Origin of the sequence: Pseudomonas sp. CNPSo 3701 (assembly GCF_028674975.1) — a bacterium.
GTDB lineage: Bacteria > Pseudomonadota > Gammaproteobacteria > Pseudomonadales > Pseudomonadaceae > Aquipseudomonas > Aquipseudomonas straminea.
The window spans coordinates 20470-44890 of the sequence record NZ_JAQZSI010000007.1 but is presented as its reverse complement, the minus strand read 5'-3'; the positions used below and the strand labels follow the sequence as shown (position 1 = coordinate 44890).

Here is a 24421-nt window from a genome sequence, read left to right as displayed (position 1 = left end):
CCCCGCAAGCGCTGGGCCAATCCTCAGACTGCGACAAAACTTGTTTCACAACGGAACCTATCCCTCGCGAAACTGACCTATTGAACTGTATACGCGTTTGATATCGAAAATATCAGCCGCCATGTGTGGTTCGTTTTTTGACAATACGCGAAAAATAGAACTAATTTTTTCGATTACGAACAAATAGAGTTCCGTTTACCCCGATGGCAATGGTGCAAACGCAGCCCCGTTCTAAAGTGGGTTGCCGTACCTGACACCAGCGCCTCAAAACAACAAAAACGAGGCTTCCCCATGACTACTGCGCTACAACAACCCACGCTGTCGGGCCAATGCATGGCCGAGTTCCTGGGCACGGCGTTGCTGATCTTCTTCGGCACCGGCTGCGTTGCCGCCCTCAAGGTCGCAGGCGCCAGTTTCGGCCTGTGGGAAATCAGCATCATCTGGGGTGTCGGCGTCAGCATGGCCGTCTATCTCACGGCTGGCGTGTCCGGTGCGCACCTCAACCCTGCGGTGAGTATCGCCCTGTGCATCTTCGCCGGTTTCGAAAAGCGCAAGCTGCCCTTCTACATCGTCTCCCAGATCGCAGGCGCCTTCTGCGGTGCGCTGCTGGTTTACACCCTGTACAGCGGTCTGTTCGTCGAGTACGAGCAGACCCACCAGATGGTGCGCGGCTCCCAGGCCAGCCTGGAACTGGCCTCGGTGTTCTCCACCTACGCCAATCCGGTACTGTCCACCGGCCAGGCATTCATGGTCGAAGTAGTGATCACCGCCATCCTGATGGGCTTGATCATGTCCCTGACCGATGACAACAACGGTCTGCCACGCGGCCCAATGGCGCCTCTGCTGATCGGCCTGCTGATCGCCGTGATCGGCAGCTCCATGGGCCCGCTGACCGGCTTCGCCATGAACCCGGCCCGGGACTTCGGCCCGAAAATGATGACCTTCTTCATGGGCTGGGGCGAGATCGCCTTCACCGGCGGCCGTGACATTCCCTACTTCCTGGTGCCGATCTTCGCGCCAATCCTGGGCGCCAGCCTCGGCGCCCTGGCATACCGCACCCTGGTAGCCCGTCACCTGCCCAGCGCCGTCGAGGCGCCCGTGGCAGAACGTGCGACCGCCCGCGACGTCAAAGCATCCTGATTTCAACGGCGTGCGGATCCACAGGAGACGCATGCCACTTTGTCCTCCGCTCACCTCAAGGCAATCGACATGACCGACAAGAACTACATCATTGCCCTCGACCAGGGTACTACCAGCTCCCGCGCTATCATTTTCGATCGCGATGCCAACGTGGTGTGCATCGCCCAGCGCGAGTTCACCCAGCACTACCCGCAGAGCGGCTGGGTCGAGCACGACCCCATGGAAATCTTCGCTACCCAGAGCGCGGTGATGGTCGAAGCGCTGGCCCAGGCTGGGCTGCACCATGACCAGGTGGCTGCCATCGGCATCACCAACCAGCGCGAAACCACCGTGGTGTGGGACAAGAATACCGGCCGACCGATCCACAACGCCGTCGTCTGGCAATGCCGACGCAGCACCGAGATCTGCCAGAAGCTCAAGCGCGACGGCCTGGAGCCATACATCAAGGAAACCACCGGCCTGGTTACCGACCCCTACTTCTCGGGCACCAAGCTCAAGTGGATTCTCGATCACGTCGAAGGCAGCCGCGAACGCGCCCGCAAGGGTGAACTGCTGTTCGGTACCATCGATAGTTGGCTGATCTGGAAATTCACCGGTGGCAAGGTGCACGTCACCGACTACACCAACGCCTCGCGCACCCTGCTGTTCAACATCCACACCCGCGAGTGGGATGCCAAGATGCTGGAGGTGCTGGATATCCCCCGCGAGATGCTGCCGGAAGTCAAATCCTCGTCCGAAGTCTATGGCCATACCAAGAGCGGCATCGCCATCGCCGGTATCGCCGGCGACCAACAGGCCGCGCTGTTCGGCCAGATGTGCGTCGAGCCGGGCCAGGCAAAGAATACCTACGGCACCGGCTGCTTCCTGCTGATGAACACCGGCGACAAGGCGGTCCACTCCCAGCACGGCATGCTCACCACCATCGCCTGCGGCCCGCGTGGCGAGCCGGCCTATGCGCTGGAAGGCGCGATCTTCAACGCCGGCTCCACCATCCAGTGGCTGCGTGATGAACTGAAGGTGGTCAACGACGCCTACGACACCGAGTACTTCGCCGGCAAGGTCAAGGACAGCAACGGCGTGTACCTGGTCCCGGCCTTCACCGGCCTCGGCGCTCCCTACTGGGACCCCTACGCCCGTGGCGGCCTGCTCGGCCTGACTCGTGGCGTGAAGATCGACCACATCATCCGCGCTGCCTTGGAGTCCATCGCCTACCAGACCCGCGACGTGCTCGACGCCATGCAGCAGGACTCCGGCGAGCGCCTCAAGTCCCTACGCGTGGACGGTGGCGCGGTGGCCAACAACTTCCTGATGCAGTTCCAGGCCGACATTCTCGGCACCCACGTGGAGCGCCCACAAATGCGCGAGACCACGGCCCAAGGCGCCGCGTACCTGGCGGGTCTGGCCACCGGTTTCTGGAGCAGCCTGGACGAGCTGCGCGGCAAGGCGGTGATCGAGCGCGAGTTCGAGCCGCAACTGGCCGATGCAGATAAGGAGAAATTCTACGAAGGCTGGAAAAAGGCCGTCGATCGCACCCGCGACTGGCAGCCCCACGAAGAACAGAAGTGAGCCACAGCCCCGGCTGTCACTGGCAGTGAGCAGGTTCGTGCGGCATCATGGTGCAATTCCGTGCGGCCCGAAGGACATTCAATGAATCTGCCCCCTCGCCAGCAGCAAATCCTCGATCTGATCCGCGAACGCGGCTATGTCAGCATCGAGGAGCTGGCCACCCAGTTCGTCGTAACTCCGCAAACCATCCGCCGCGATATCAATCAGCTGGCGGATGCCAACCTGCTGCGCCGCTACCATGGCGGCGCCGCCTACGACTCCAGCGTCGAGAACACCGCCTATGCGATGCGCGCCGACCAGATGCGCCAGGAAAAGCAGCGCATCGGTGAGGCGGTGGCCGCGCAGATTCCCGACCACGCCTCGCTGTTCATCAACATTGGCACCACCACCGAAGCCATCGCCCGGGCACTGCTCAACCACAGCCACCTGAAGATCATCACCAACAACCTGAACGTCGCCTCGATGCTCGCCGCCAAGGATGACTTCGACGTGCTGCTCACCGGCGGCAACGTGCGTCGCGACGGCGGCCTGGTGGGCCAGGCCAGTGTGGATTTCATCAACCAGTTCAAGGTCGACTTCGCCCTGGTCGGCATCAGCGGCATCGATGAAGACGGCAGCCTGCTGGATTTCGACTACCAGGAAGTGCGCGTCTCCCAGGCGATCATCGCCAATGCCCGCAAGGTGATTCTAGCCGCCGACTCCAGCAAGTTCGGCCGCAACGCGATGATCCGCCTCGGCCCGATCAGCCTGATCGATTGCCTGGTCACCGATGAACAGCCGGTGCCCGGCCTGTGCCAACTGCTGGATCAGCACAAGATCCGCCTCGAAGTCGTCTGACCCCTCCTCCCACCACCTGAGCGATTCCTCGCTCGGGTGCGTGTCATTTTTTATTCCTATTCGAACACCGGGCGAACCTTCTCGGCGCCCGGGCATCTGTAATTATGTTCGTGAATTTTCATTCCAGCGCATTCCTTGGCTATTTTTGATCGAACACCACTGGATGCATAACTATTCATGCGCTAGTATTTTCGAAAATGAACATTTATGTTCGATTTGAAAATACAAACGCTAGACGAGGCCCCGACGATGTCCACATCCAGCCTGACCAACAGCCCGCTGTCCGAGGTTTACGATATTGCCGTCGTGGGCGGCGGCATCAATGGCGCCGGTATCGCCTGTGATGCGGCAGGTCGCGGCCTCTCGGTATTCCTTTGCGAAAAGGACGATCTCGCACGCCACACCTCGTCGGCGAGCAGCAAGTTGATTCACGGTGGCCTGCGCTACCTGGAGCACCACGAGTTCCGCCTGGTGCGCGAAGCCCTGGCCGAGCGCGAAGTGCTGCTGGCCAAAGCACCGCACATCGTTAGCCCGATGCGTTTCATCCTGCCCCATCGCCCGCACCTGCGCCCGGCGTGGATGATTCGTGCCGGTCTGTTCCTTTATGACAACCTTGGCAAGCGCAAGGCGCTGCCGCGCTCGCGTGGCCTCACCTTCGGCGCCAAAAGCCCGCTGAAGCCCGGGATCACCAAGGGTTTCGAGTACTCCGATTGCTGGGTCGACGACGCCCGCCTGGTGGTACTCAACGCCATGGCCGCCCGCGAGAACGGTGCCCATGTACACACCCATACGCGTTGCGTCAGCGCACGCCGCAACCAGGGCGCCTGGGAAGTCGATCTGGAGCGCGCCGATGGCAGCCGCTTCTCGATCCGCGCCAAGGCGCTGGTCAACGCAGCCGGTCCCTGGGTAGCGCGGTTTATCCGTGACGATCTGCAGCAGAAGTCGCCCTACGGCATTCGCCTGATCCAGGGCAGCCACTTCGTGGTGCCGCGCCTTTACGACGGCAAGGAGGCCTTTATCCTGCAGAACGAAGACCGCCGCATCGTCTTCGCCATTCCCTACTTGGATCGCTTCACACTGATCGGCACCACGGACCGCGAGTACCAGGGCGACCCGGCAACCGTGAGCATCAGCGACGAAGAAACCGATTACCTGCTCAAAGTGGTCAACGATCACTTCCGCAAGTCCCTGAGCCGTGACGACATCATCCATAGCTACGCCGGTGTACGCCCACTATGCGACGACGAGTCCGACGAGCCCTCGGCCATCACCCGCGACTACACCCTGTCGCTGTCGGCCCAAGGCAATGAACCACCGCTGCTCTCAGTATTCGGCGGCAAGCTGACCACCTATCGCAAGCTGGCGGAGTCGGCAATGGCGCAACTCGCGCCGTTCTTCCCGAACATGAAAGCGCGCTGGACCGCCGATGCGCCGCTGCCGGGCGGTGAGAACATGCAGAGCCGCGAAAGCCTGATCGAAGCACTGCGTGCCCGCCACAGCTGGCTGAATGCCGACTTGGCCAAACGCTGGGCGGTCACTTACGGCAGCCGTACCTGGCTGCTACTGGAAAACGTGCAGAGCGAAAGCGACCTGGGCGAACACTTCGGCCACGACCTGTATGCCCGCGAGGTGGATTACCTGCGCGAGCAGGAATGGGCCATCGAGGTGGACGACATTCTCTGGCGCCGCAGCAAGCTGGGCCTGTTCCTGACGGCCGCCGAGCGCAGCCGGCTGGAAGCCTACCTTGCGCCCACTGCGCCTGCCCTGCTTACAGCTGTACCAGTTGCGCGTCCAGCCGATGCGCTTGAAGGTGTGGCAGTACCGCGGCAAGCAACGGCGCTTTGAAACGCTCCTGAAAGCGGTGAGCGAGCCCGGGAATGAGCCGCAGCTCGCTGCCGCGAATATGCGCCGCCACATGCACGCCGTGCATCACCGGTAGCAGCGGGTCGGCGGTGCCATGCACCACCAGCGTCGGCACCTGCAGCCGGTTTAGCAGATCCACCCGGCTGCTCTCGGCAAGAATCGCCAACAATTGCCGCTCTACGCCTGCCGGATTGAAGGCGCGGTCGTAGGCCACTTCAGCCTGATGCAAGAGCATCGCCCGGTCATCCACTACAGCCGGACTGCCCAACGCGGCCAGCAGATCCGCCTGTTGCTCCAGGGCCGCCTCTCGGCTCGGCGCCTCGCGGCGCGCCAGCAACTTTAGCAGCGCCGGGCTGGGTGCCGGCAAGCCTTGGGCGCCTGAGCTGGTCATCACCAAGGTCAGGCTGCGCACTCGTTGCGGCGCCATGTCGGCGATGTGCTGGGCGATCATCCCGCCCATGCTCGCGCCCAGCAGATGGAAATCCTGAATTCCTAGCGCATCCATCAAACCCAGGGCATCGCCGGCCATATCGCGCAGCCGATAGGGCGCGTCGACCGACAGTCCAAGCCGGTAGCGCAGCACCTCATACGCCAGATTGGCCTCGGGCGCCTTGGCATTCCAACTGCTCAGGCCTACATCCCGATTATCGAAGCGAATCACCCGGAAACCCTGCTCGCACAGCTGCTCGACCACGTCATCCGGCCAATGGATCAGTTGCCCACCCAGCCCCATGACCAGCAGCAATGCCGGATCGCTGTCACGACCGATGCTCTGGTAGGCCAGGCTTACCTCGCCCAGCGACACGCGCTCGACATCCGTGCCGACCTTGCACGCCTCAGCCGCCAGACACGAAAAGCTGCCCAGCAAGGCCGCCAGAAAAATAACGATGCGCATCATGAGTTCCACGAACGAAAAGCCGGATAGCAGACAAGTGTTGCAGTGATGGCGTACGGCTCGCCGCCATAAAACGGTGACAGTTTGATGAAACCTGCCAAGCGGGTGATCAAGGCGGCTCGACAGCAGGCCAGACGTCAGGCGACACTACACAGCATGAGCGCTGCTCATCTTAGTTCCGGAGCAGTTGAATATTATACAGGTACCTAAATGCTCGAAATCCGCCATTTGAAGACGCTCCATGCTCTGCGGGAAACCGACAGCCTGGTCGAAGCGGCTGACCGCCTGCACCTGACCCAGTCAGCGCTGTCGCACCAGTTCAAGGAGTTGGAGGAGCGCCTCGGCATGCAGCTTTTCGTGCGCAAGACCAAGCCGGTGCGATTCACCAGTGCCGGGCTACGCTTGCTGCAGCTGAGCGACGCCGTACTGCCTCTGCTGCGCAGCGCCGAGCGCGATCTGTCGCGCCTGGCCGGCGGCACGGCCGGTCGCCTGCACATGGCGATCGAGTGCCACAGCTGCTTTCAATGGCTGATGCCGACCATCGACCAGTTCCGTGATGCCTGGCCGGAAGTCGAGCTGGATCTGGCATCGGGCTTCTCCTTCGCGCCGCTGCCCGCTCTGGCCCGTGGCGATCTGGACCTGGTGGTGACATCTGATCCTGTAGAGCTGTCCGGCATCACCTATGTGCCGCTGTTCACCTACGAAGCCATGCTGGCGGTGGCTAACCAGCACGCCCTGGCCAGTCGTCCCTATATCCGCCCCGAAGATCTGCTCAAGGAAACGCTGATCACCTACCCGGTGGAGCGTGATCGTCTTGATATTTTCACCCGCTTTCTGGAGCCCGCCGACATCGAGCCGGCCCAGGTGCGTACCTCCGAGCTGACGGTGATGATGATGCAACTGGTGGCCAGCGGCCGCGGCGTTTGCGGCCTGCCCAATTGGGCCCTGCACGAGTACAGCTCGCGCGGTTACGTGACCGCCAAGCGTCTTGGCGAAAAGGGCCTGTTCGCCACGCTCTACGCTGGCGTGCGCACCGACATGCTCGATGCGCCGTTCATGCGTGATTTCCTGCTCACGGCCAAGGACACCTCGTTCGCCAATCTCGAAGGCGTCAGCGTCGCTCGGCAGTAGTGCCTCACTTCACTTTACAGAGACCTGCGATGAACATCAGCGATATCCCCTTTGGCGTCACCGACTGGAGCCAGATCGAAGCCACCGAACATACCGGAGAAACCGGCACCGCCTACTGGCGTACCTGCCAGTTCGGTGCGCTGCGCGTACGCATGGTCGAGTACACGGCAGGCTACCTGGCCGACCACTGGTGCAAGAAGGGCCACATCCTGTTCTGCCTGGAAGGTGAGCTGCATACCGAACTCGATGACGGCCGCCGTTTCGTGATGACCCCTGGCATGAGTTATCAGGTCGCCGATGGCGCCGAGGCGCACCGCAGCTCGACGAGCACCGGCGCTCGCCTGTTCATCGTCGACTGAATCGGGCCGCCGACGGGTTACAGCCTCGCCGTTCTGCCGTTATGCTGGCGGTCGTTTTCTGCGCCTGGAGCCCGTCATGATCAACGCCTATCGTCTGCCCGTTATCGCCGGCCTGGTTCTGCTGGGTGCCTGCGCCAGCCCCTCGAAAACCCTGCAGGTGCAGAAGCAGAGCCAGTGCCCGATCAGCCTGCAGGCTGGCCAGCAACTGATCCTTAGCCTGCCGAGCAACCCGACGACAGGCTACCGCTGGACGGTGCAGGAAGACGCTGCAGCGGTACTAAAGGCGCTGGGCCCGGAGGTCTACAGCAGCGAGGAAGACTCTGACCTAGTCGGCGGTGACGGCCACTCCACCTGGCGCTTCCAGGCCACCGAGCCCGGCGAGGCGCAGCTGCTGCTGACCTACGCCCAGCCCTGGGACACCAGCACCGCGCCGGCCGACACCTTCGATTGCCAGATCCACGTGCGCTAAAGGCCATCTGCAACGCCCCATGCAGGCCGAACATCGCCTCAGGCCTGCAGCGAGGTTTGGCTAATCGCCGGACTTGGCTAAAATGCGCGCCTTTCCAGCGCCATGCAGACCGACCGTGAACAAACAGCCCGACCAACTCTTCGCCCAGCCACTGGATCAGGTGCCGGATTTCGTCTTCAACGAGGACGTGGCCCGGGTCTTTCCCGACATGATCAAGCGCTCGGTGCCGGGCTACCCGACCATCGTCGAGAACATCGGCGTGCTGGCGGGCCAGTTCGCCCAGCCCGGCAGCCTGCTCTATGACCTGGGCTGCTCACTGGGCGCCGTCACCCAGGCGCTGCGCCGCCACGTACAGGCGGACGGTTGCCGGGTGATCGCCGTGGACAACTCCAGCGCCATGGTCGAGCGCTGCCGCGAGTACCTGCACGCCCAGGACGCCATGTTCCAGGAGCTGCTGCCGGTCGACGTCATCGAAGCCGACATTCTCGCCATGGACTGGCAGCCCGCCTCCCTGGTGGCGATGAACTTCACCCTGCAGTTCATTGCCCCGGAAAACCGCCTGGAGTTGCTGAGCCGTATTCGCAACACCCTGCTACCCGGTGGCGCGCTGATCCTCTCCGAGAAACTGCGCTTCGAAGACGAGCAACAACATGCCCTGCTCACCGACCTGCACATCGCCTTCAAGCGAGCCAATGGCTACAGCGAACTGGAAATCGCCCAGAAGCGCAGCGCGATCGAAAACGTCATGCTGCCCGACAGCCTCGAACAGCACCGCGAACGCCTGCACACTGCTGGCTTCAGCAAGGTGGTGCCGTGGTTCCAGTGCCTGAACTTCGCCTCCCTGGTGGCTCTGCCATGATGCGCCGCATGGATCTTGACGCCCTGCAGGCCGAGCTGGCCGGTACACCTCTGCAGGACTGGAGCGCCGACCTGCCCGCGCAGATCGACGCCAAGCTGGCCATCGGCCATGGCGACCTGCAGCGCTGGTACGCCGCCGTCGAAGCGCTGCCGGCACTGAATGCCGAGCAGATCGACCTGCAAGAGGACTTTCGCCTCGACGGCCCCTGCGATGACGCCACCCGAGCCGCGCTGGACAGCGCCCTGCGCGGCCTGATTCCCTGGCGCAAAGGCCCCTTCCATACCTTCGGCGTGCACGTGGACACCGAATGGCGCTCGGACTGGAAATGGCAGCGCGTTGCCCCGCATCTGGACCTCAGAGGCAGACGCGTGCTCGACGTCGGCTGCGGCAATGGCTACTACATGTGGCGCATGCTCGGCGCCGGCGCCCGCAGCGTGGTCGGTATCGACCCGAACTGGCTGTTCCTCTGCCAGTTCCTGGCGATGAAGAACTGCCTGCCGGATCTGCCCGCCTGGCACCTACCGCTCGGTATCGAAGAGCTGCCACCGAAGCTGCTGGGCTTCGACACGGTATTTTCCATGGGCGTGCTCTATCACCGCCGCTCGCCCGTCGACCACCTGCTCGAACTCAAGGACTGCCTGCGCAAGGGTGGCGAACTGGTGCTGGAAACCCTGGTGGTGGAAGGCGACGCCCAGCAGGTGCTGGTCCCCGAAGACCGCTACGCGCAGATGCGCAATGTGTGGTTCCTGCCGTCGGTGCCGGCGCTGGAGCTATGGCTGCGCCGCGCCGGCTTGCTTGACGTGCGCTGCGTGGACGTCAGCGTCACCTCGGTCGAGGAACAGCGCAGCACCGAGTGGATGCGCTACCAGTCGCTGCCCGAGTTCCTCGACCCGCTGGACCATCGCCGCACCGTCGAGGGCCTGCCGGCACCGCGCCGCGCCGTCATGGTCGCCCGCAAGCCCTGATAGCGGCCTAGTCGGCCCCGTCACCCTTGCTGCGCCATTCGGCTTGTCGCGCCGCTATCAGGCTCAGAGGCATCTGCGCTCCGACGCTGACGCGCTCGTACGCGCTGCCCAGACGGACCTGACCGGCGCTCTCGAGCATCAGCAGCCGACGCATCTTGCGCCGCCACGCCCAGGCGAAGTACCAGTCGCTCAGCCATTGAATTAGCTCGTGGGGGTTGGCACCTGTCGACTTCATTTGGTTGGCGCACCCGTTGTGCGCGGCGTGCCGTTCATTGGATCTCATGACAACTCTCCTGCAGCCAGTGTCCACCGGTGATCGGTGATCGCTTGCCGACAGCTTGAGTTGGGTTTAACGTTAATTAAAACGACAAATACCTAATGATCAATTAATAAATACTTAATACACATGACCAGTCCATTGCCCGCCGATTTGCCCAGTGCATTGCCATTGCTGGAAAGCGATGTGCTGAAGACCTTCGTCGGTATCGCCGAAAGCGGCAGCTTTACCCGCACCGCTGCGCAGATTTTTCGCACCACGGCGGCGGTCAGCCAGCAGATCAAGCGCCTTGAGCAAACCCTGGGCCGGACGCTGTTTCTACGCGAGAGTCGCCGTGTGCGACTAACTGCCGATGGCGAGATCCTGCTCGTTTACGCCAGGCGCCTGCTCAGGCTGAACGAAGAAGCGGTTTCGCAGTTTCTGACCCCGAACCTGGCAGGCACCGTGCGTTTCGGCACGCCCTTCGATATCGGCGTGGGCTCGTTGCCGGAACTGCTGGCCCAGTTCGCCCTGAGCCATCCTGCGGTTCAGGTCGACGTCTCGGTGGGGCGCAGCTGCGAGCTGATCGAGCGCCTGGATGCCGGCGAACTCGACCTCACCCTGCTCAATACGGGCGATCACGATACCGACGACTCCCGAGGCGACGTCATCTGCAGCGAATCGCTGGTGTGGGCAGGCCGAGATGGCGGCCTGGCGATCAAGCGCACGCCTTTACCCCTGGCAGTCGCCAGTCACGGCTGCGCCTGGCGGCGCGCGGCCATGGACGGACTGGATCGGATAGGTCGCCATTACCGCATCGCCTATTCCAGCGAGCAGTGCGCAGGCCAGGAAGCGGCATTGCTTGCCGACCTGGCTATCGCGGCCTTCCCGGCCAGCCTGGTCAAACCGCCGCTGCGCCGCCTTTCCCAGCAGGAGCATGGCCTGCCGCCACTGGGCGATTACCACATCAAATTGCTGCGTGGCAGCAACCGTGGCGCCGCCGCCGAAGCGCTGGCGGCGCAGGTGGCGGTGGCCTACGGGGCAAGCCGTTAGCGCGCTGCTGCGCTCTGGATTAGTTGCTTCATCTCACGCACGGCTTCCTTGAAGCCGACGAACAGCGCGTGGCTGACCAGCGCATGGCCGATGTTCAGCTCGTTGATACCGGGGATCGCCGCGACCGGCTCGACGTTGTGGTAATGCAGACCGTGGCCGGCGTTGACGATCAACCCCAGCGACACGCCCAGGGCGACGCCTTCTCGAATGCGCTGCAGTTCGGCAGCCGCGTCTTGCGGCGTGTGCGCATCGGCATACCGCCCGGTATGCAATTCGATGGCCGGTGCGCCGACGCGCTTGCTTGCCTCGATCTGCCGCGGGTCAGCATCGATGAACAGCGAAACCTCGCTGCCAACGGCCGCCAGGCGTGTTACCGCTGCGGCAATCCGCGCTTCCTGGCCGGCGACATCCAGGCCACCTTCGGTGGTCAGTTCCTGGCGGGTTTCCGGTACCAGGCACACGTGCTCGGGGCGTATCTCCTCGGCGAAGTCGAGCATGAAGTCGGTCACGCCCATCTCGAAGTTCATGCGCGTCTGCATGACTTCCTTGAGCACGCGCACGTCGCGCTCCTGAATATGCCGGCGATCTTCACGCAGGTGCACGGTGATGCCATCGGCGCCCGCCTCTTCGGCGTCCAGTGCGGCTTTTACCGGATCGGGATAGCGAGTGCCGCGCGCCTGGCGCAGCGTGGCGACGTGATCGATATTCACGCCCAGCAAAACACGGTTGGCTTCAGTCACGAGTCGGCTCCTTGAGCGTCATGAACAATTCGCGGCTGACCAGCGGTCGACCGCAGAGATGAGGGGCGAGTGCCTGGCGCATCAGGCGCTTGGCCGCGGCCAGGGCACCGGGCGTGCTCCAGTCCGCATCGGCCATGGCCAACAACTCGCTACCGAGAAAGGCGCCGGGCTGCCAATGGCCGATGGGCAGAAAGCCGCTGTCGGCCTCCAGCCGGTACAAGCCGTCGCCGACCACGGGATTGCCCTGCACGTCGCTGTCGAGGGCGAAACCATAGCCGAGTTCATCGAGCAGTCGCCATTCGAACGCGCGCAAGATCGGCTCCAGCGGGCGACCCTGGGCCAGCGCCAGGATGCTCATGGCGTAATGCTCGAAAATCACCGGGTGCGGGTCTTCGGCGGGCAGCACGCGAATCAGCAACTCGTTGAGGTACAGGCCGCTGAATAGCGCCTCGCCGGAGAGCAGGTTGGGAATGCCGGCGGCTTCCAGGCGACCGACGTTCTTCAGCTCGCCGCGGCCGCGGGTTTCCAGCTCCAGGGGAATGAACGGCCGCGCCAGGCTACCGGCCTTGCCCCGCGCACCACGCAACACGGCGCGCAAACGGCCTTGCGGGGTGAGAAAGTCGACCAGCGCGCTGCTCTCGCGGTACGCGCGACTGTGCAGGACATAGGCGGGCTGGCTGAGCGCAAGCATGGGAAGAAACTCGCTGAGTTAGCCAGCCGCGGCGCGGCGGATGCCGGGTTCAGATATCGTCGTAACCGAGCGAACGCAGGGCGCGTTCGTCATCGGACCAGCCACTCTTCACCTTGACCCACAGGTTGAGCATGACCTTGGTGTCGAACATCGACTCCATGTCCTTGCGCGCTTCCTGGCCAATGCGTTTGAGGCGCTCGCCCTTCTCGCCGATGATGATCTTCTTCTGACCATCACGTTCGACCAGGATCAGTGCATGGATATGCATGATCCGCCCTTCGCGCTTGAACTCCTCGATCTCCACGGTGATCTGGTACGGCAGCTCGGCACCGAGCTGACGCATGATCTTCTCGCGTACCAGCTCGGCGGCGAAGAAACGCCCGGAGCGGTCGGTGATCTGGTCTTCCGGAAAGAAGTGCACACCCTCGGGCAGGCGCTCGCCTACCAGCTTTTCCAAAGCATCGAGGTTGTGCCCCTGCTGCGCCGACACCGGCACGATCTCGGCATTGGGCAACTGCTGCGCCAGCCACTGCAGGTGCGGCATCAGGTCGGCCTTGTCTTCCAGGCGATCGGTCTTGTTGACCGCCAGGATCACCGGGCCTTCGACATACTGGACGCGCTCGAGCACCATCTGGTCCTCGTCAGTCCAGCGGGTGCGATCGACTACGAAGATCACCACGTCGACATCCTTGAGGGCCGACGAGGCGTTCTTGTTCATGTAGCGGTTGATCGCCTTGTCGTTGTTCTTGTGCAGGCCGGGCGTATCGACGTAGATCGCCTGCACGTCACCCTCGGTCTTGATGCCGAGCATGTTGTGGCGAGTGGTCTGCGGCTTGCGCGAGGTGATCGCCAGCTTCTGACCGAGAATGTGGTTGAGCAGCGTCGACTTGCCCACGTTGGGCCGGCCAACGATGGCGACATAGCCACAGCGCGTTACGGGCGAATCAGTCATTGCCGTTCTCCACACCCAGGGCGATCAGCGCGGCAGTGGCCGCGACCTGTTCGGCGATCCGGCGGCTGGCGCCTTGGCCCAGGGTCTTGTCATTGAGTAGATTGACCTGACATTCGACCACGAATGTCCGGCAATGGGGTTCGCCCTGGATGTCGACCACCTCGTAACGCGGCAGCTCGCAAGCACGCGACTGCAGGAATTCCTGCAGACGGGTCTTGGGGTCCTTGTTGGTATCGACCAGGGTCAGGCCGTCCAGTTCGTTTGTCAGCCAGGCCAGCACGCGTTCGCGGGCGACGTCCATGCCGGCATCCAGATAGATGGCACCGATCAGGGCTTCCAGGGCGTCGGCCAGGATCGAGTCGCGGCGAAAACCCCCGCTCTTCAGTTCACCGGAGCCCAGGCGCAGGTACTCTCCAAGATCGAAACCGCGCGCCAGTACGGCCAGGGTCTCGCCCTTCACCAGCCGCGCGCGCAGCCTCGACAGCTGGCCTTCGCGGGCCTGGGGGAAGCGCTCGTAGAGCGCCTCGCCAGCGACGAAATTGAGAATGGCATCACCGAGGAACTCCAGACGCTCATTGTTGCGTCCGGCAAAACTGCGATGGGTCAGGGCCAGGATCATCAGATCCTGGTCCTTGAAGCTATGCCCGAGCTGGCGCTCGAGGCGGGTCAACGAAACACTCACGGCATACGCACACGAAATTCTTTATCGAAATTAACCACCAGATCGATGTTCTCGATCAGGTGCTCACGTTTTTCATACTTGAGGTGGGCAAGAAACTCGTTGCCATCCTGGGTCACCTTCAGCGCGTCCTGCATGTTCAGGTCGCGGATGCTGTTGACCGTCATACCACGGCTGACGTGGCTATAGAAATCGCCCACGGTCCGCACTTCCTGCAGGCGGTCGGTTTCCACGGAGGTGATGATCTTTTCCATCGACATGTAGTCGAGGTAATGCGGTACCACCTTGAACGCCGTGCTGGCCAGAAACGCCACGACAGCCAGTACCACCAGCCAACTGACGATCGACAAGCCCTGCTGCGAGCGTGCGAATTTCATGTTCATCCCCAAAAGTATCCAGATAGTCCGATGCGCGTCGCGCGCATGACAAGACTATAGATAGCTGGCGGCGCCGTATTGAACGGCGCCGCAAATTTTCATCAGATCAGTGAATGAGCCCGACACGGGAGAAGTTCGGCAGGGTCTTGAACTTCGGATCCGGCCAGCTCATCCAGATGGCGAACGCCTTGCCGACGATGTTGCGATCCGGAACCATGCCCAGTACGTCTTTGGGGATATTCGGGTCGTTCCAGTAACGGCTGTCGTTGGAGTTGTCGCGGTTGTCGCCCATCATGAAGTAGTGCCCTTCAGGAATGGTCCACTCCTTGCCGGGCTCGGCTCGGTAGCGGGTCATCTCCTTGCGGATGCGGTGCTCCACATCGCCCAGGCGCTCGTTGTACAGCGTGGCGCTGCCCAGGCTGCCCGGCTCTTCGCCAATCAGTTGCTCGGCCACCGGCTTGTCATTGATGAACAGGCGCTTGTCGCTGCTGTAGCGCACGTGATCACCCGGCAGGCCGATGACGCGCTTGATGTAGTTGACGTTAGGGTCGCTCGGGTAGCGGAACACCATGACGTCGCCGCGCTGCGGGTCGCCGACTTCAATCACCTTGGTGTCCAGCACCGGCAGGCGAATGCCGTAGGCAAACTTGTTGACCAGGATGAAATCGCCGACTTCCAGAGTCGGGATCATCGAGCCGGATGGAATCTGGAACGGCTCAACCAGAAAGGAGCGCAGCACCAGCACGATGGCCAGCACCGGAAAGAACGACTTACCGTACTCGACCAGCAAGGGTTCCTTGTTGAGCTTCTCGACCACTGCGTCGTCGACTTGGTCGACCTTGCCCTGGTAGCTGGCAATCGCTGCACGACGCCGCGGCGCCAGGAATACCAGATCGAACAAGGCCAGGGCGCCACACACGGCGACGGCAATGACCAGCAACAGCGGAAAATTGAATGACATAGGCCCTAGCTATCCAACTTGAGTACAGCAAGGAAGGCTTCCTGTGGAATCTCCACGTTCCCCACCTGCTTCATGCGCTTCTTACCGGCCTTCTGCTTCTCCAGCAGTTTGCGCTTACGGCTCACGTCACCGCCGTAGCACTTGGCCAGAACGTTCTTTCTCAATGCCTTGACAGTGGTTCGCGCCACGATCTGACCGCCAATGGCTGCCTGGATCGCCACGTCGAACATCTGCCGAGGAATCAGGTCCTTCATCTTCTCGGTCAACTGACGCCCTTTGTAGTGGGCGTTGTCACGGTGCACGATCAGCGCCAGCGCATCGACCTTGTCGCCGTTGATCAACACGTCCAGCTTGACCAGGTTGGCCGACTGGTAACGGTCGAAATGATAATCCAGCGAGGCATAGCCACGGCTGGTGGATTTCAGACGGTCGAAGAAGTCGAGTACCACTTCGTTCATCGGCAGGTCGTAGCGAACCTGAACCTGGGTGCCGAGGAACTGCATGTCACGCTGCACGCCGCGCTTTTCGATGCACAGGGTAATAACGTTGCCCAGATGTTCCTGCGGAACCAGGATCGTGGCTTGTACGATCGGCTCACGGAAATCTTCGACCGAGGACACATCCGGCAGCTTCGACGGGTTGTCCACGTAAATGGTTTCACCGGTCTTGAGCACGACTTCGAAAATAACGCTCGGCGCGGTGGTGATCAGGTCCAGGTCGTATTCGCGCTCGAGGCGCTCCTGGATGATTTCCATGTGCAGCATGCCCAGGAAGCCGCAACGGAAGCCGAAGCCGAGGGCGTCGGAGCTTTCCGGCAGATATTGCAGGGACGAATCATTGAGGGTCAGCTTCTGCAGGGCATCGCGGAAGTCCTCGAAATCATCGGAGCTGACCGGGAACAGGCCGGCATAGACCTGCGGCTGGATGCGTTTGAAGCCCGGCAGCATCTCCACGTCGGGCGTGGAGCTCAAGGTCAGGGTGTCGCCCACTGGCGCACCGTGAATGTCCTTGATGCTGGCGATGATGAAGCCCACTTCGCCGGCCTTGAGGTCGGCGGTAGCCGTGTGCTTGGGATTGAACACCCCGACGCTGTCGACCAGGTGCACCTTGCCGGTGGACTTGACCAGAATCTTGTCGCCCTTCTTGACGCGACCGTGGCGCACGCGCACCAGGGACACGACGCCCAGGTAGTTGTCGAACCAGGAGTCGATGATCAGCGCCTGCAGCGGCGCCTCGATCTCGCCGGTCGGCGCTGGAATCGCCTGCACCAGGCGCTCGAGCACCTCATCCACGCCCATGCCGCTCTTGGCACTGCAGGCTACGGCGTCGCTGGCATCGATACCGATGATCTTCTCGATCTCGTCCTTGACGCGATCGGGGTCTGCCTGCGGCAGGTCCATCTTGTTCAGCACAGGCATGACTTCCAGGCCCTGCTCAATGGCGGTGTAGCAGTTGGCGACCGACTGCGCTTCCACGCCCTGCCCCGCATCGACTACCAGCAGCGCACCTTCACAGGCCGCCAGCGAGCGGCTCACCTCATAGGTGAAGTCGACGTGACCGGGCGTGTCGATGAAGTTCAGCTGGTAGGTAATGCCGTCCTTCGCCTTATAGTACAGAGTGACGCTGTGGGCCTTGATGGTGATGCCGCGCTCACGCTCCAGGTCCATGGAATCGAGAACCTGAGCCTCCATCTCGCGCGCGGTCAGGCCGCCGCACATCTGGATGAAACGGTCAGCCAGCGTCGACTTGCCGTGGTCAATGTGGGCAATGATGGAAAAATTGCGGATATGACTCAGGTCACTCACAGGACAACACTCGAAAAAGGGCGCAGGCGAATGCCCGCCGAAAATAGCCGCGAAGTTTACCCGAGTGGTTGCCCCCACGTCACGTCAGGACAAGCGCACGCGCGCAGTAATTGAATGTACGTTTGACTCACTCGCCTCCAAAGGCAGAAATTTCCCGTGCAGCTCTTCATGGGAAGGTGGCGAGACAGACACGAAAAAGGGCGACTTTCGTCGCCCTTCTCGCCCTCAACTACTGGCTCTATTACTCAGCCAACTTGAAGGTGATAAAGCTGGCACGCCCCTGACGTAGCACGCGCATCGACACCGAACGGTTCTTCGGCAGCGATTGCGCCACCTCGGTGAAGTTCTTCGCCGAGCTGATCGCCTGGTTGTTCAGATGGGTAATCACATCGCCCGGACGCAGGCCAATCAGCGCCGCCGGCCCATCCTGGACTTCACGGATCACCACACCACCGCGCAGATCCAGGGCTTTCTTCTGCTCGTCGGTCAGTTCGGCAACGCTGACACCCAGGCGATTGCTGCTGCGCTCGGCACTTGGCGCAGCGTCGTCGCTGGCCCCATCGCCATCATCGGCAGGCATGGTGCCGACCGCCACTTTCAGGGTCTTGCGCGACCCTTCGCGGACTATTTCCAAGTTGGCCTTGGTACCTGGCTTCAGGGCGCCGACCAGATGCGGCAAATCAGCGGACATGATGATTGGCTTGCCATCGAGACTGAGAATCACGTCCCCCACCTGCAGGCCACCCTTGGCTGCCGGGCCATCTTCGAGCACCTGAGCAACCAGCGCACCTGCCGGCTTGTCGAGACCGAAGGACTCGGCCAGATCCTTGTTCACTTCCTGGATCACCACGCCCAGCCAGCCGCGGCTAACCTTGCCGCTGGCCTTGAGCTGGTCGGCCACATCCATCGCCACGCTCATAGGAATGGCGAAAGACAGGCCCATGAAGCCACCTGAACGGGTGAAGATCTGCGAGTTGATGCCAACCACTTCGCCATCCAGGTTGAACAGCGGACCACCGGAATTACCCGGGTTGATCGCCACGTCAGTCTGGATGAACGGCACGTAGCTTTCGTTCGGCAGGCTGCGGCCCTTGGCACTGACGATACCGGCGGTGACCGAATGATCGAAGCCGAACGGCGAACCGATGGCCAGCACCCACTCACCGACCTTGAGGTTGTCGGAGTTACCCAGCTTAACGGTGGGTAGGTCATTGGCCTCGACTTTGAGCAGCGCCACATCGCTGCGCGGATCGGTACCGATCAGCTTGGCTTCCAGCTCACTGCGGTCGGACAGACGCACGATGATTTCATCGGCATCGGCCACCACATGATTGTTGGTCAGGATGTAGCCATCCTTGGAGATGATGAAGCCCGAGCCCAGCGACTGCGCCTCACGCTGCCGACCACCGCCACCTGGCGCACGCGGCTGCTGGGGAATGCTGCGCTCAAAGAACTCGCGGAACATCGGCGGCAGACCTTCCAGATCCGGAACGGAAAGCCCGCCATTACTGGCGACGGCATTCGGCACTTTCTGCCGCGTGCTGATATTGACCACGGCAGGTGAAGCCGCCTCGACCAACGGGGTGAAGTCCGGCAGTTGCGCATGCGCCGCCACCGACTGCCCCATCAGAAACACCGCGAACAACGCGGCAGCGTATTTTTTCAGGCTAGGCATCGACATTGCAGTTTCTTCCCCATCCAGAACAAACGAGGCCCCTGCGGGGCCATTGGTACAACATACGGGTGGCACATCGGCCTTGATTCGTTTCGTCGATTGCTACCGAGCAGCATGCATGTCTGCGGCGCGCATCGACATGGCGACACGCTCCGCGGTCCCCAACGGAATTTCGCCCACCACGGTAACCATGACATCACCATCATCGGTTGTCAGGCGCCGCGAAACCGCCACGGTAGGACCCAGCTGATTGCGGGCATCTGCCACAGCAGCATCATGCAGGGGTTCGAGGAAGACGGAAAAACGCGCCAGGCCGTCATCATAGACCAGGCAGTCGACGCTATCGCTGGATACAGGGCTGCGCTGCTGAGTCACGGCACTGAGGCTGAAACCCGGGGGCAACCACTCCGAACGCCAGGACTCCACCGACGGCGTGCGCGCCTTGACGACCCGCACAGGCGAACAATCGGTGGATGGCTGCAGCACGGAGGCTGGCTGCGTATCAGCGGTATCCAACTGGGTAAACTGAAAACGCTCGAGCAGTTCGCCGCGGTTATTGACCAGCAGCGACTTGAGCGGCAAACCGGTTTCCTTGTCCACGTACAGCTGAACGCCATAGCGATGCTGATCACGAGGAACCAGACCGAGAACCACGGCAGAACGCCCCGCTACACGGGACTCCCCATCGAGGCGCAGCTCGTACCATTGCTCTATCTGTTTGGCATCAAGGCCATGGGCAGGCCAGGCTTGCTCATCGACCACCGCAGAAGCGATAGGCCCGTTGACGCACTGCGCCTGACCATTGATCCGAAGCATTTCCTGGGGCGTGCCGTCGAGCTGCAGTAAGCGCTCACGCACAGAACCTCCCGGCTCGACCTGACGCCAGATACTGTGGGCAGAAAGATTGCCGTTGCGTTCGTAAACGAAGGTGCCTTGGAAGCTTTGCTTGCTTTCGGCCTGACTCAGCCTCTGCAACCATCCCTGCGCATCAGCGGCTATGGCAGGGGTTGCCAAAATACCGCTGAGCACCAGGGACGTGACGAGAATGCAGCGCATACACGTAGATCTTAACGCTCTTCTACACTCGCAGACCGAGCGAAAGGCAGAGCGTTCTCAGCAGCGCCTGGGGCAGACTGCTGACCATGCTGACGCAGGTACTCAGGCAGACGCTGTTCGTGCCAGCCTTCACCTTCGGCAGAAACGGTTTCTACGGCCGGCTGCTCATCCGAAGTCTTGAAGCCTGCCAGAATGGCCGGTCCCTGAGCTTGCGGCAGTGCGATGGCCGGCTGATCCTGCTGCGCCAACTGGGCACCAGAAACGTCGTCCTGATTGTAGAAACGTACGCCAGCCAGCACGGCAACCGTCACGGTTGCAGCTACTGCGACGCGACCTAGGCTACGCCACGGACCACGCACGACCTTTTCTTGTGCAACGACTGGAGTTTCATCGTTTTCCAAGGCCGCAGAAACGGCTGCAGCGATGTCCAGTTTCGGCACGAGCAGGTCCTTGTGCATCGCGGCGCGAGCTACCTGGTAACGCGACCAGGTGGCACGCAGTTCAGCATCGTTGCTCGCACCGAGCACACGCCGAAGTTCAAGTTCATCCGCTTCGTTATCCATCACCGCGGACAGCGATTCCTGCAGGGCTTCACGACTCATAGCGGTTCCTCTCTTGGCTGTCGCCGCTGTCTCAGGCTTCCTGCAACAAGGGTTGCAGGGACTTGTCGATGGCTTCACGCGCCCGAAAGATTCGCGAACGCACGGTACCAACTGGACATTGCATGACGCTCGCAATGTCTTCATAACTCAGACCATCAAATTCACGTAACGTTAGCGCCGTTCGTAAATCTTCTGGCAGTTGCTGGATGCTTCGATGCACGGTTGCTTCGATTTCATCCCTCAACAGGGCACGCTCGGGAGATTCGATATCCTTGAGGGCGTGGTCGCCATCATAGAACTCGGCATCCTCTGCACTTACGTCGTTGTCCGGCGGCCGACGGCCACGAGAAACGAGATGATTCTTCGCCGTGTTGATGGCGATGCGGTACAGCCATGTATAGAACGCACTGTCACCGCGAAAGTTTCCAAGTGCCCGATAAGCTTTTACAAAAGCTTCCTGGGCGACATCCTGAGCTTCATGGGTGTCGTGCACGAATCGCACGATCAACCCGAGAATCTTGTGCTGATACTTCAGCACCAACAGATCGAATGCTCGCTTGTCACCGCGCTGCACGCGCTCGACCAGCTGCTGATCTTCTTCCTGGGTTAGCATGAATACTCCTCGTTGAGCCCGTAGGAGGTCTGCACCTGCCAGAAGATCGATCTGCCGAAATAGACTCGACTCATATGCAAAAGTTCTCTCCCCTACGAACAAGCTTCCCACAAAACATTTTTGGTTTTGCACGAAACCACGCACCAGGGCACTGCCTGCTGCGCGAATTGTCTTTAGATCACCTGACGAGCGGAATCGAATCGCACAATCGCTTCGCTCACTTACTCGCCAGACACATTTCCCTCTCCGGGGCGACTCCGCTATAGAACCCTGCCCCATGACAAAGTTCATACCGGTTTCAGCGGAGAAAATGCAGCTCCAACAAGGCGACCAGCCACGCAGGCATATCGCCATCCCGACACGATACACGTTCCACGCTGCGCTACCTACCGGGCCGGCTATTGTGCCGTTGGCTCCCTCTATATACTAGAGTCCGCCGAGCCCCAGCCGTGGTCCTGCAAGCCCCTGTTGCCAGCATGTGCGTAGCCGGTCGGAGTACCCACCAGCACAAGCAATAGCTGACTGTCGAGGAACGCTCCTTCAGCTGCACGCCACCCAGTGGAACCCATAATAATGAGCCAACACTTTAAGCACGATGTTCTGATTATCGGCAGCGGAGCCGCCGGCCTTACCCTGGCGCTCACACTTCCCGACAATCTGCACATCGCCGTGCTGAGCAAGGGCGAGCTGACCAATGGCTCGACCTACTGGGCCCAAGGTGGCGTCGCCGCTGTACTGGATCACAGCGACACTGTTGACTCCCATGTCGATGACACCCTCAACGCCGGTGCCGGCCTGTGTCGTGAAGACGCTGTACGCTTTACCGTGGAGCATAGCCGTGAAGCAATAGAGTGGCTGATCGAGCAAGGTGTGCCCTTTACTCGTGATGACGAACATGACCGCGAAGACGGCGGTTACGAATTTCACCTGACCCGCGAGGGCGGCCACAGCCATCGGCGCATCATTCATGCCGCCGACGCCACCGGCGCAGCCATCTTCAATACGCTGCTCGAACGCACCCGCGAGCGAGGCAATATCACGCTGCTGGAACAGCGAGTCGCGGTGGACCTGATCACCGAGCACAAGCTCGGCCGCGAAGGCCGTCGCTGCCTGGGCGCCTACGTGCTCAACCGGCGCAGCGGCGAGGTGGATACCCACCATGCGCGTTTCGTGATTCTCGCCACTGGCGGCGCAGCCAAGGTCTATCTCTATACCAGCAACCCCGACGGCGCCTGTGGCGACGGCATCGCCATGGCCTGGCGCGCCGGCTGCCGGGTCGGCAATCTGGAATTCAACCAGTTCCATCCCACCTGCCTTTATCACCCGCAGGCCAAGAGCTTTCTGATTACCGAGGCACTGCGCGGCGAAGGCGCTCTGCTGCGCCTTCCCAACGGCGAGCGCTTCATGCCGCGCTTCGATCCGCGCGAGGAACTGGCGCCACGGGACATCGTGGCCCGCGCCATCGACCACGAGATGAAGCGCCTGGGTATCGACTGCGTCTACCTGGATATCAGCCACAAGCCGGCGGACTTCGTCAGAAACCACTTCCCGACCGTCTACCAGCGCTGCCTGGAGTTCGGTATCGACATCACCTGCCAGCCCATCCCCGTGGTGCCCGCCGCTCATTACACCTGCGGCGGCGTGCTGGTCGATAAGGCCGGGCGCAGCGACGTGGAAGGCCTTTACGCCATTGGCGAAACCAGTTTTACCGGCCTGCACGGCGCCAACCGCATGGCTAGCAACTCGCTGCTCGAATGTTTCGTGTATGCCCGCTCGGCCGCTGCCGACATAGTCGCGAACCTGGACAAAGTGGCGATGCCGGCAGACCTACCCTCCTGGGACGCCAGCCAGGTCACTGACTCGGACGAGGACGTGATCATCGCCCACAACTGGGATGAACTGCGGCGCTTCATGTGGGATTACGTAGGGATCGTGCGCACCACCAAACGCCTGCAGCGCGCCCAACATCGCGTACGCCTGCTGCTCGACGAGATCGACGAGTTCTACAGCAACTACAAAGTCAGCCGGGATCTGATCGAGCTACGCAACCTGGCTCAGGTGGCCGAGCTGATGATTCTCTCCGCCATGGCGCGCAAGGAATCGCGAGGGCTGCACTACACCCTGGATTACCCGGGCCTGCTGCCCGACGCGCAGGACACTATTCTGCAACCCGCCAACGCTGACGACTGAACTTCAGGCGTACCCGCAGGCGCCGATGCATGTCGCGCGGCATGGCGTCGGCAGCAATACAAAGGCTGCGGGTAAACCAGTGGCCCGGCAGACGATAACGCACGATGACTAGCCAGGGCAGCGCCATACTGTCCGGCTGCAGGGTGATTGGTTGCCATTGCCCGTCGCGCCTCGCCAACTGCCAGCCCTCGTCGTCATGACGCAACCGCTTGAACACGGCCGGATGGGTCAGCAGCACCTGCCTGGGAAGCACCCAGGCGGCATGGCCGGCACAGGTGAGTGCGGCTAGCAGACGCGCCCACAAGGGAATCTCGACGAGTAGCAAGGCCAGCAGCGCCAGGGCCTGGGCGCACAGGTAGATTTCCAGCAGCCGCCGCGACGGCCGCCAGTCACATTCGAAGCGTTTACTTGGGCTGGACACGATCCAGAATCATGCGAACGATGTGGCGCAGATCGGCATCCTCGGGCTCGCCACGCTGCATGAACCAGCCGAACATGTCCTGATCCTCGCACTCGAGCAGCTTGCGGTAGCGGGCGCGGTCCTCTTCGTCGAGCGTGGCATAAACCTCCTGCACGAAAGGCACCAGCAACACGTCCAGCTCCAGCATGCCGCGCCGGCTGTGCCAGAAAAGGCGATTGAGTTCAACGGCGTCGACCATGGCAGTGCTCCTCGGAAAAAAGGCCGGC

General features: G+C 61.8%; 26 protein-coding genes. 11 read left to right on the top strand and 15 right to left on the bottom strand.

Annotated features, from left to right (window positions below; genetic code table 11):
• Window positions 1-291 precede the first annotated feature (291 nt).
• From PVA39_RS19215 to glpD, 4 genes are all read left to right on the top strand, one after another.
• Window positions 292-1140: an MIP/aquaporin family protein gene (locus PVA39_RS19215; RefSeq protein ID WP_274125395.1), complete on the top strand. Its 849-nt coding sequence runs from the start codon at window positions 292-294 to the stop codon at window positions 1138-1140.
• A gap of 69 nt (window positions 1141-1209) precedes the next feature.
• The gene (gene glpK, locus PVA39_RS19210; RefSeq protein WP_274125394.1) at window positions 1210-2706 is read left to right on the top strand and encodes a glycerol kinase GlpK; all 1497 of its coding nucleotides are present in this window, start codon (window positions 1210-1212) and stop codon (window positions 2704-2706) included.
• Window positions 2707-2787: 81 nt separating this feature from the next.
• The gene (locus tag PVA39_RS19205) at window positions 2788-3543 is read left to right on the top strand and encodes a DeoR/GlpR family transcriptional regulator (protein ID WP_027909947.1); all 756 of its coding nucleotides are present in this window, start codon (window positions 2788-2790) and stop codon (window positions 3541-3543) included.
• Window positions 3544-3792: 249 nt separating this feature from the next.
• Window positions 3793-5388, top strand: a complete 1596-nt coding sequence (gene glpD, locus PVA39_RS19200) for a glycerol-3-phosphate dehydrogenase (protein ID WP_274125393.1) — start codon at window positions 3793-3795, stop codon at window positions 5386-5388.
• Here glpD and PVA39_RS19195 read toward each other — a convergent pair.
• On the bottom strand, window positions 5312-6301 hold the full coding sequence (locus PVA39_RS19195; RefSeq protein WP_274125392.1) for an alpha/beta fold hydrolase: 990 nt from the start codon (window positions 6299-6301) through the stop codon (window positions 5312-5314). The genes glpD and PVA39_RS19195 overlap by 77 nt on opposite strands.
• A gap of 210 nt (window positions 6302-6511) precedes the next feature.
• On the opposite strand from PVA39_RS19195, the gene metR reads away from it, so the two are divergent.
• The 5 genes from metR (at window position 6512) to cmoB (ending at window position 10084) form a co-directional block, all read left to right on the top strand.
• Window positions 6512-7432: a transcriptional regulator MetR gene (metR, locus tag PVA39_RS19190; protein WP_027903309.1), complete on the top strand. Its 921-nt coding sequence runs from the start codon at window positions 6512-6514 to the stop codon at window positions 7430-7432.
• A 29-nt stretch (window positions 7433-7461) separates the two neighbouring features.
• On the top strand, window positions 7462-7791 hold the full coding sequence (locus tag PVA39_RS19185) for a DHCW motif cupin fold protein (RefSeq protein ID WP_274125391.1): 330 nt from the start codon (window positions 7462-7464) through the stop codon (window positions 7789-7791).
• Window positions 7792-7867: 76 nt separating this feature from the next.
• Window positions 7868-8260, top strand: a complete 393-nt coding sequence (locus tag PVA39_RS19180; RefSeq protein WP_274125390.1) for a protease inhibitor I42 family protein — start codon at window positions 7868-7870, stop codon at window positions 8258-8260.
• Between the two features lie 82 nt (window positions 8261-8342).
• Entirely contained in the window at window positions 8343-9119 is a 777-nt protein-coding gene (gene cmoA, locus PVA39_RS19175; RefSeq protein ID WP_274125389.1) for a carboxy-S-adenosyl-L-methionine synthase CmoA, read from the top strand.
• Window positions 9116-10084 (top strand): tRNA 5-methoxyuridine(34)/uridine 5-oxyacetic acid(34) synthase CmoB, encoded by a 969-nt coding sequence (gene cmoB, locus PVA39_RS19170; protein ID WP_274125388.1) that lies wholly within the window; start codon window positions 9116-9118, stop codon window positions 10082-10084. The genes cmoA and cmoB overlap by 4 nt, the downstream gene beginning before the upstream one ends.
• Before the next feature lie 7 nt (window positions 10085-10091).
• Here cmoB and PVA39_RS19165 read toward each other — a convergent pair whose 3' ends face one another.
• Window positions 10092-10367: a hypothetical protein gene (locus tag PVA39_RS19165; protein WP_274125386.1), complete on the bottom strand. Its 276-nt coding sequence runs from the start codon at window positions 10365-10367 to the stop codon at window positions 10092-10094.
• A 123-nt stretch (window positions 10368-10490) separates the two neighbouring features.
• Here PVA39_RS19165 and PVA39_RS19160 point away from each other — a divergent pair, with 123 nt between their 5' ends.
• Complete coding sequence (locus PVA39_RS19160) at window positions 10491-11393, top strand: LysR substrate-binding domain-containing protein (protein ID WP_274125384.1); 903 nt, start codon at window positions 10491-10493, stop codon at window positions 11391-11393.
• On the opposite strand, the gene pdxJ is transcribed toward PVA39_RS19160, so the two are convergent.
• From pdxJ to rpoE, 11 genes are all read right to left on the bottom strand, one after another.
• Window positions 11390-12133 (bottom strand): pyridoxine 5'-phosphate synthase, encoded by a 744-nt coding sequence (pdxJ, locus tag PVA39_RS19155; RefSeq protein ID WP_274125382.1) that lies wholly within the window; start codon window positions 12131-12133, stop codon window positions 11390-11392. The two genes, PVA39_RS19160 and pdxJ, sit on opposite strands and share 4 nt — an antisense overlap.
• A complete protein-coding gene (gene recO, locus PVA39_RS19150; protein WP_274125380.1) occupies window positions 12126-12824 on the bottom strand; it encodes a DNA repair protein RecO in 699 nt (232 codons plus the stop codon). Before recO ends, pdxJ begins: the two co-directional genes overlap by 8 nt.
• Window positions 12825-12873: 49 nt before the next feature.
• A complete protein-coding gene (gene era, locus PVA39_RS19145) occupies window positions 12874-13776 on the bottom strand; it encodes a GTPase Era (RefSeq protein WP_013792323.1) in 903 nt (300 codons plus the stop codon).
• Window positions 13769-14458, bottom strand: a complete 690-nt coding sequence (rnc, locus tag PVA39_RS19140) for a ribonuclease III (protein ID WP_013792324.1) — start codon at window positions 14456-14458, stop codon at window positions 13769-13771. The genes era and rnc overlap by 8 nt, the downstream gene beginning before the upstream one ends.
• Window positions 14455-14832 carry a DUF4845 domain-containing protein gene (locus tag PVA39_RS19135; protein ID WP_013792325.1) on the bottom strand — a complete coding sequence of 126 codons (378 nt, stop codon included), beginning with the start codon at window positions 14830-14832 and terminating at the stop codon, window positions 14455-14457. Before PVA39_RS19135 ends, rnc begins: the two co-directional genes overlap by 4 nt.
• A 106-nt stretch (window positions 14833-14938) precedes the next feature.
• Window positions 14939-15793, bottom strand: a complete 855-nt coding sequence (gene lepB / locus PVA39_RS19130; RefSeq protein ID WP_274125379.1) for a signal peptidase I — start codon at window positions 15791-15793, stop codon at window positions 14939-14941.
• Window positions 15794-15798: 5 nt separating this feature from the next.
• The gene (gene lepA / locus PVA39_RS19125; protein ID WP_013792327.1) at window positions 15799-17598 is read right to left on the bottom strand and encodes a translation elongation factor 4; all 1800 of its coding nucleotides are present in this window, start codon (window positions 17596-17598) and stop codon (window positions 15799-15801) included.
• Between the two features lie 241 nt (window positions 17599-17839).
• Window positions 17840-19225: a DegQ family serine endoprotease gene (locus tag PVA39_RS19120; protein ID WP_443200989.1), complete on the bottom strand. Its 1386-nt coding sequence runs from the start codon at window positions 19223-19225 to the stop codon at window positions 17840-17842.
• A gap of 150 nt (window positions 19226-19375) precedes the next feature.
• Entirely contained in the window at window positions 19376-20329 is a 954-nt protein-coding gene (locus tag PVA39_RS19115; protein ID WP_274125377.1) for a MucB/RseB C-terminal domain-containing protein, read from the bottom strand.
• Window positions 20330-20340: 11 nt separating this feature from the next.
• A complete protein-coding gene (locus PVA39_RS19110) occupies window positions 20341-20931 on the bottom strand; it encodes a sigma-E factor negative regulatory protein (RefSeq protein WP_093502445.1) in 591 nt (196 codons plus the stop codon).
• Between the two features lie 31 nt (window positions 20932-20962).
• Window positions 20963-21544, bottom strand: coding sequence for an RNA polymerase sigma factor RpoE (gene rpoE / locus PVA39_RS19105; protein WP_013792331.1), 582 nt, complete (start codon window positions 21542-21544; stop codon window positions 20963-20965).
• A 573-nt stretch (window positions 21545-22117) separates the two neighbouring features.
• Here rpoE and nadB point away from each other — a divergent pair.
• Window positions 22118-23734 carry an L-aspartate oxidase gene (gene nadB, locus PVA39_RS19100; protein ID WP_274125375.1) on the top strand — a complete coding sequence of 539 codons (1617 nt, stop codon included), beginning with the start codon at window positions 22118-22120 and terminating at the stop codon, window positions 23732-23734.
• On the opposite strand, the gene PVA39_RS19095 is transcribed toward nadB, so the two are convergent.
• Both PVA39_RS19095 and PVA39_RS19090 read right to left on the bottom strand, forming a co-directional pair.
• Complete coding sequence (locus tag PVA39_RS19095) at window positions 23703-24155, bottom strand: protein YgfX (protein ID WP_274125374.1); 453 nt, start codon at window positions 24153-24155, stop codon at window positions 23703-23705. The genes nadB and PVA39_RS19095 overlap by 32 nt on opposite strands.
• The gene (locus tag PVA39_RS19090; protein WP_013792334.1) at window positions 24139-24393 is read right to left on the bottom strand and encodes an FAD assembly factor SdhE; all 255 of its coding nucleotides are present in this window, start codon (window positions 24391-24393) and stop codon (window positions 24139-24141) included. Before PVA39_RS19090 ends, PVA39_RS19095 begins: the two co-directional genes overlap by 17 nt.
• Window positions 24394-24421 lie beyond the last annotated feature (28 nt).

What these genes read in the sequence shown, in the direction of transcription:
- PVA39_RS19215 (WP_274125395.1), top strand. Translation starts at nt 292, where the DNA reads ATGACTACTGCGCTACAACAACCCACGCTGTCGGGCCAATGCATGGCC.
- glpK (WP_274125394.1), top strand. Translation starts at nt 1,210, where the DNA reads ATGACCGACAAGAACTACATCATTGCCCTCGACCAGGGTACTACCAGC.
- PVA39_RS19205 (WP_027909947.1), top strand. Translation starts at nt 2,788, where the DNA reads ATGAATCTGCCCCCTCGCCAGCAGCAAATCCTCGATCTGATCCGCGAA.
- glpD (WP_274125393.1), top strand. Translation starts at nt 3,793, where the DNA reads ATGTCCACATCCAGCCTGACCAACAGCCCGCTGTCCGAGGTTTACGAT.
- PVA39_RS19195 (WP_274125392.1), bottom strand. Translation starts at nt 6,301, where the DNA reads ATGCGCATCGTTATTTTTCTGGCGGCCTTGCTGGGCAGCTTTTCGTGT.
- metR (WP_027903309.1), top strand. Translation starts at nt 6,512, where the DNA reads ATGCTCGAAATCCGCCATTTGAAGACGCTCCATGCTCTGCGGGAAACC.
- PVA39_RS19185 (WP_274125391.1), top strand. Translation starts at nt 7,462, where the DNA reads ATGAACATCAGCGATATCCCCTTTGGCGTCACCGACTGGAGCCAGATC.
- PVA39_RS19180 (WP_274125390.1), top strand. Translation starts at nt 7,868, where the DNA reads ATGATCAACGCCTATCGTCTGCCCGTTATCGCCGGCCTGGTTCTGCTG.
- cmoA (WP_274125389.1), top strand. Translation starts at nt 8,343, where the DNA reads ATGCGCGCCTTTCCAGCGCCATGCAGACCGACCGTGAACAAACAGCCC.
- cmoB (WP_274125388.1), top strand. Translation starts at nt 9,116, where the DNA reads ATGATGCGCCGCATGGATCTTGACGCCCTGCAGGCCGAGCTGGCCGGT.
- PVA39_RS19165 (WP_274125386.1), bottom strand. Translation starts at nt 10,367, where the DNA reads ATGAGATCCAATGAACGGCACGCCGCGCACAACGGGTGCGCCAACCAA.
- PVA39_RS19160 (WP_274125384.1), top strand. Translation starts at nt 10,491, where the DNA reads ATGACCAGTCCATTGCCCGCCGATTTGCCCAGTGCATTGCCATTGCTG.
- recO (WP_274125380.1), bottom strand. Translation starts at nt 12,824, where the DNA reads ATGCTTGCGCTCAGCCAGCCCGCCTATGTCCTGCACAGTCGCGCGTAC.
- era (WP_013792323.1), bottom strand. Translation starts at nt 13,776, where the DNA reads ATGACTGATTCGCCCGTAACGCGCTGTGGCTATGTCGCCATCGTTGGC.
- PVA39_RS19135 (WP_013792325.1), bottom strand. Translation starts at nt 14,832, where the DNA reads ATGAAATTCGCACGCTCGCAGCAGGGCTTGTCGATCGTCAGTTGGCTG.
- lepB (WP_274125379.1), bottom strand. Translation starts at nt 15,793, where the DNA reads ATGTCATTCAATTTTCCGCTGTTGCTGGTCATTGCCGTCGCCGTGTGT.
- PVA39_RS19120 (WP_443200989.1), bottom strand. Translation starts at nt 19,225, where the DNA reads ATGGGGCAGTCGGTGGCGGCGCATGCGCAACTGCCGGACTTCACCCCG.
- PVA39_RS19115 (WP_274125377.1), bottom strand. Translation starts at nt 20,329, where the DNA reads ATGCGCTGCATTCTCGTCACGTCCCTGGTGCTCAGCGGTATTTTGGCA.
- PVA39_RS19110 (WP_093502445.1), bottom strand. Translation starts at nt 20,931, where the DNA reads ATGAGTCGTGAAGCCCTGCAGGAATCGCTGTCCGCGGTGATGGATAAC.
- rpoE (WP_013792331.1), bottom strand. Translation starts at nt 21,544, where the DNA reads ATGCTAACCCAGGAAGAAGATCAGCAGCTGGTCGAGCGCGTGCAGCGC.
- nadB (WP_274125375.1), top strand. Translation starts at nt 22,118, where the DNA reads ATGAGCCAACACTTTAAGCACGATGTTCTGATTATCGGCAGCGGAGCC.
- PVA39_RS19090 (WP_013792334.1), bottom strand. Translation starts at nt 24,393, where the DNA reads ATGGTCGACGCCGTTGAACTCAATCGCCTTTTCTGGCACAGCCGGCGC.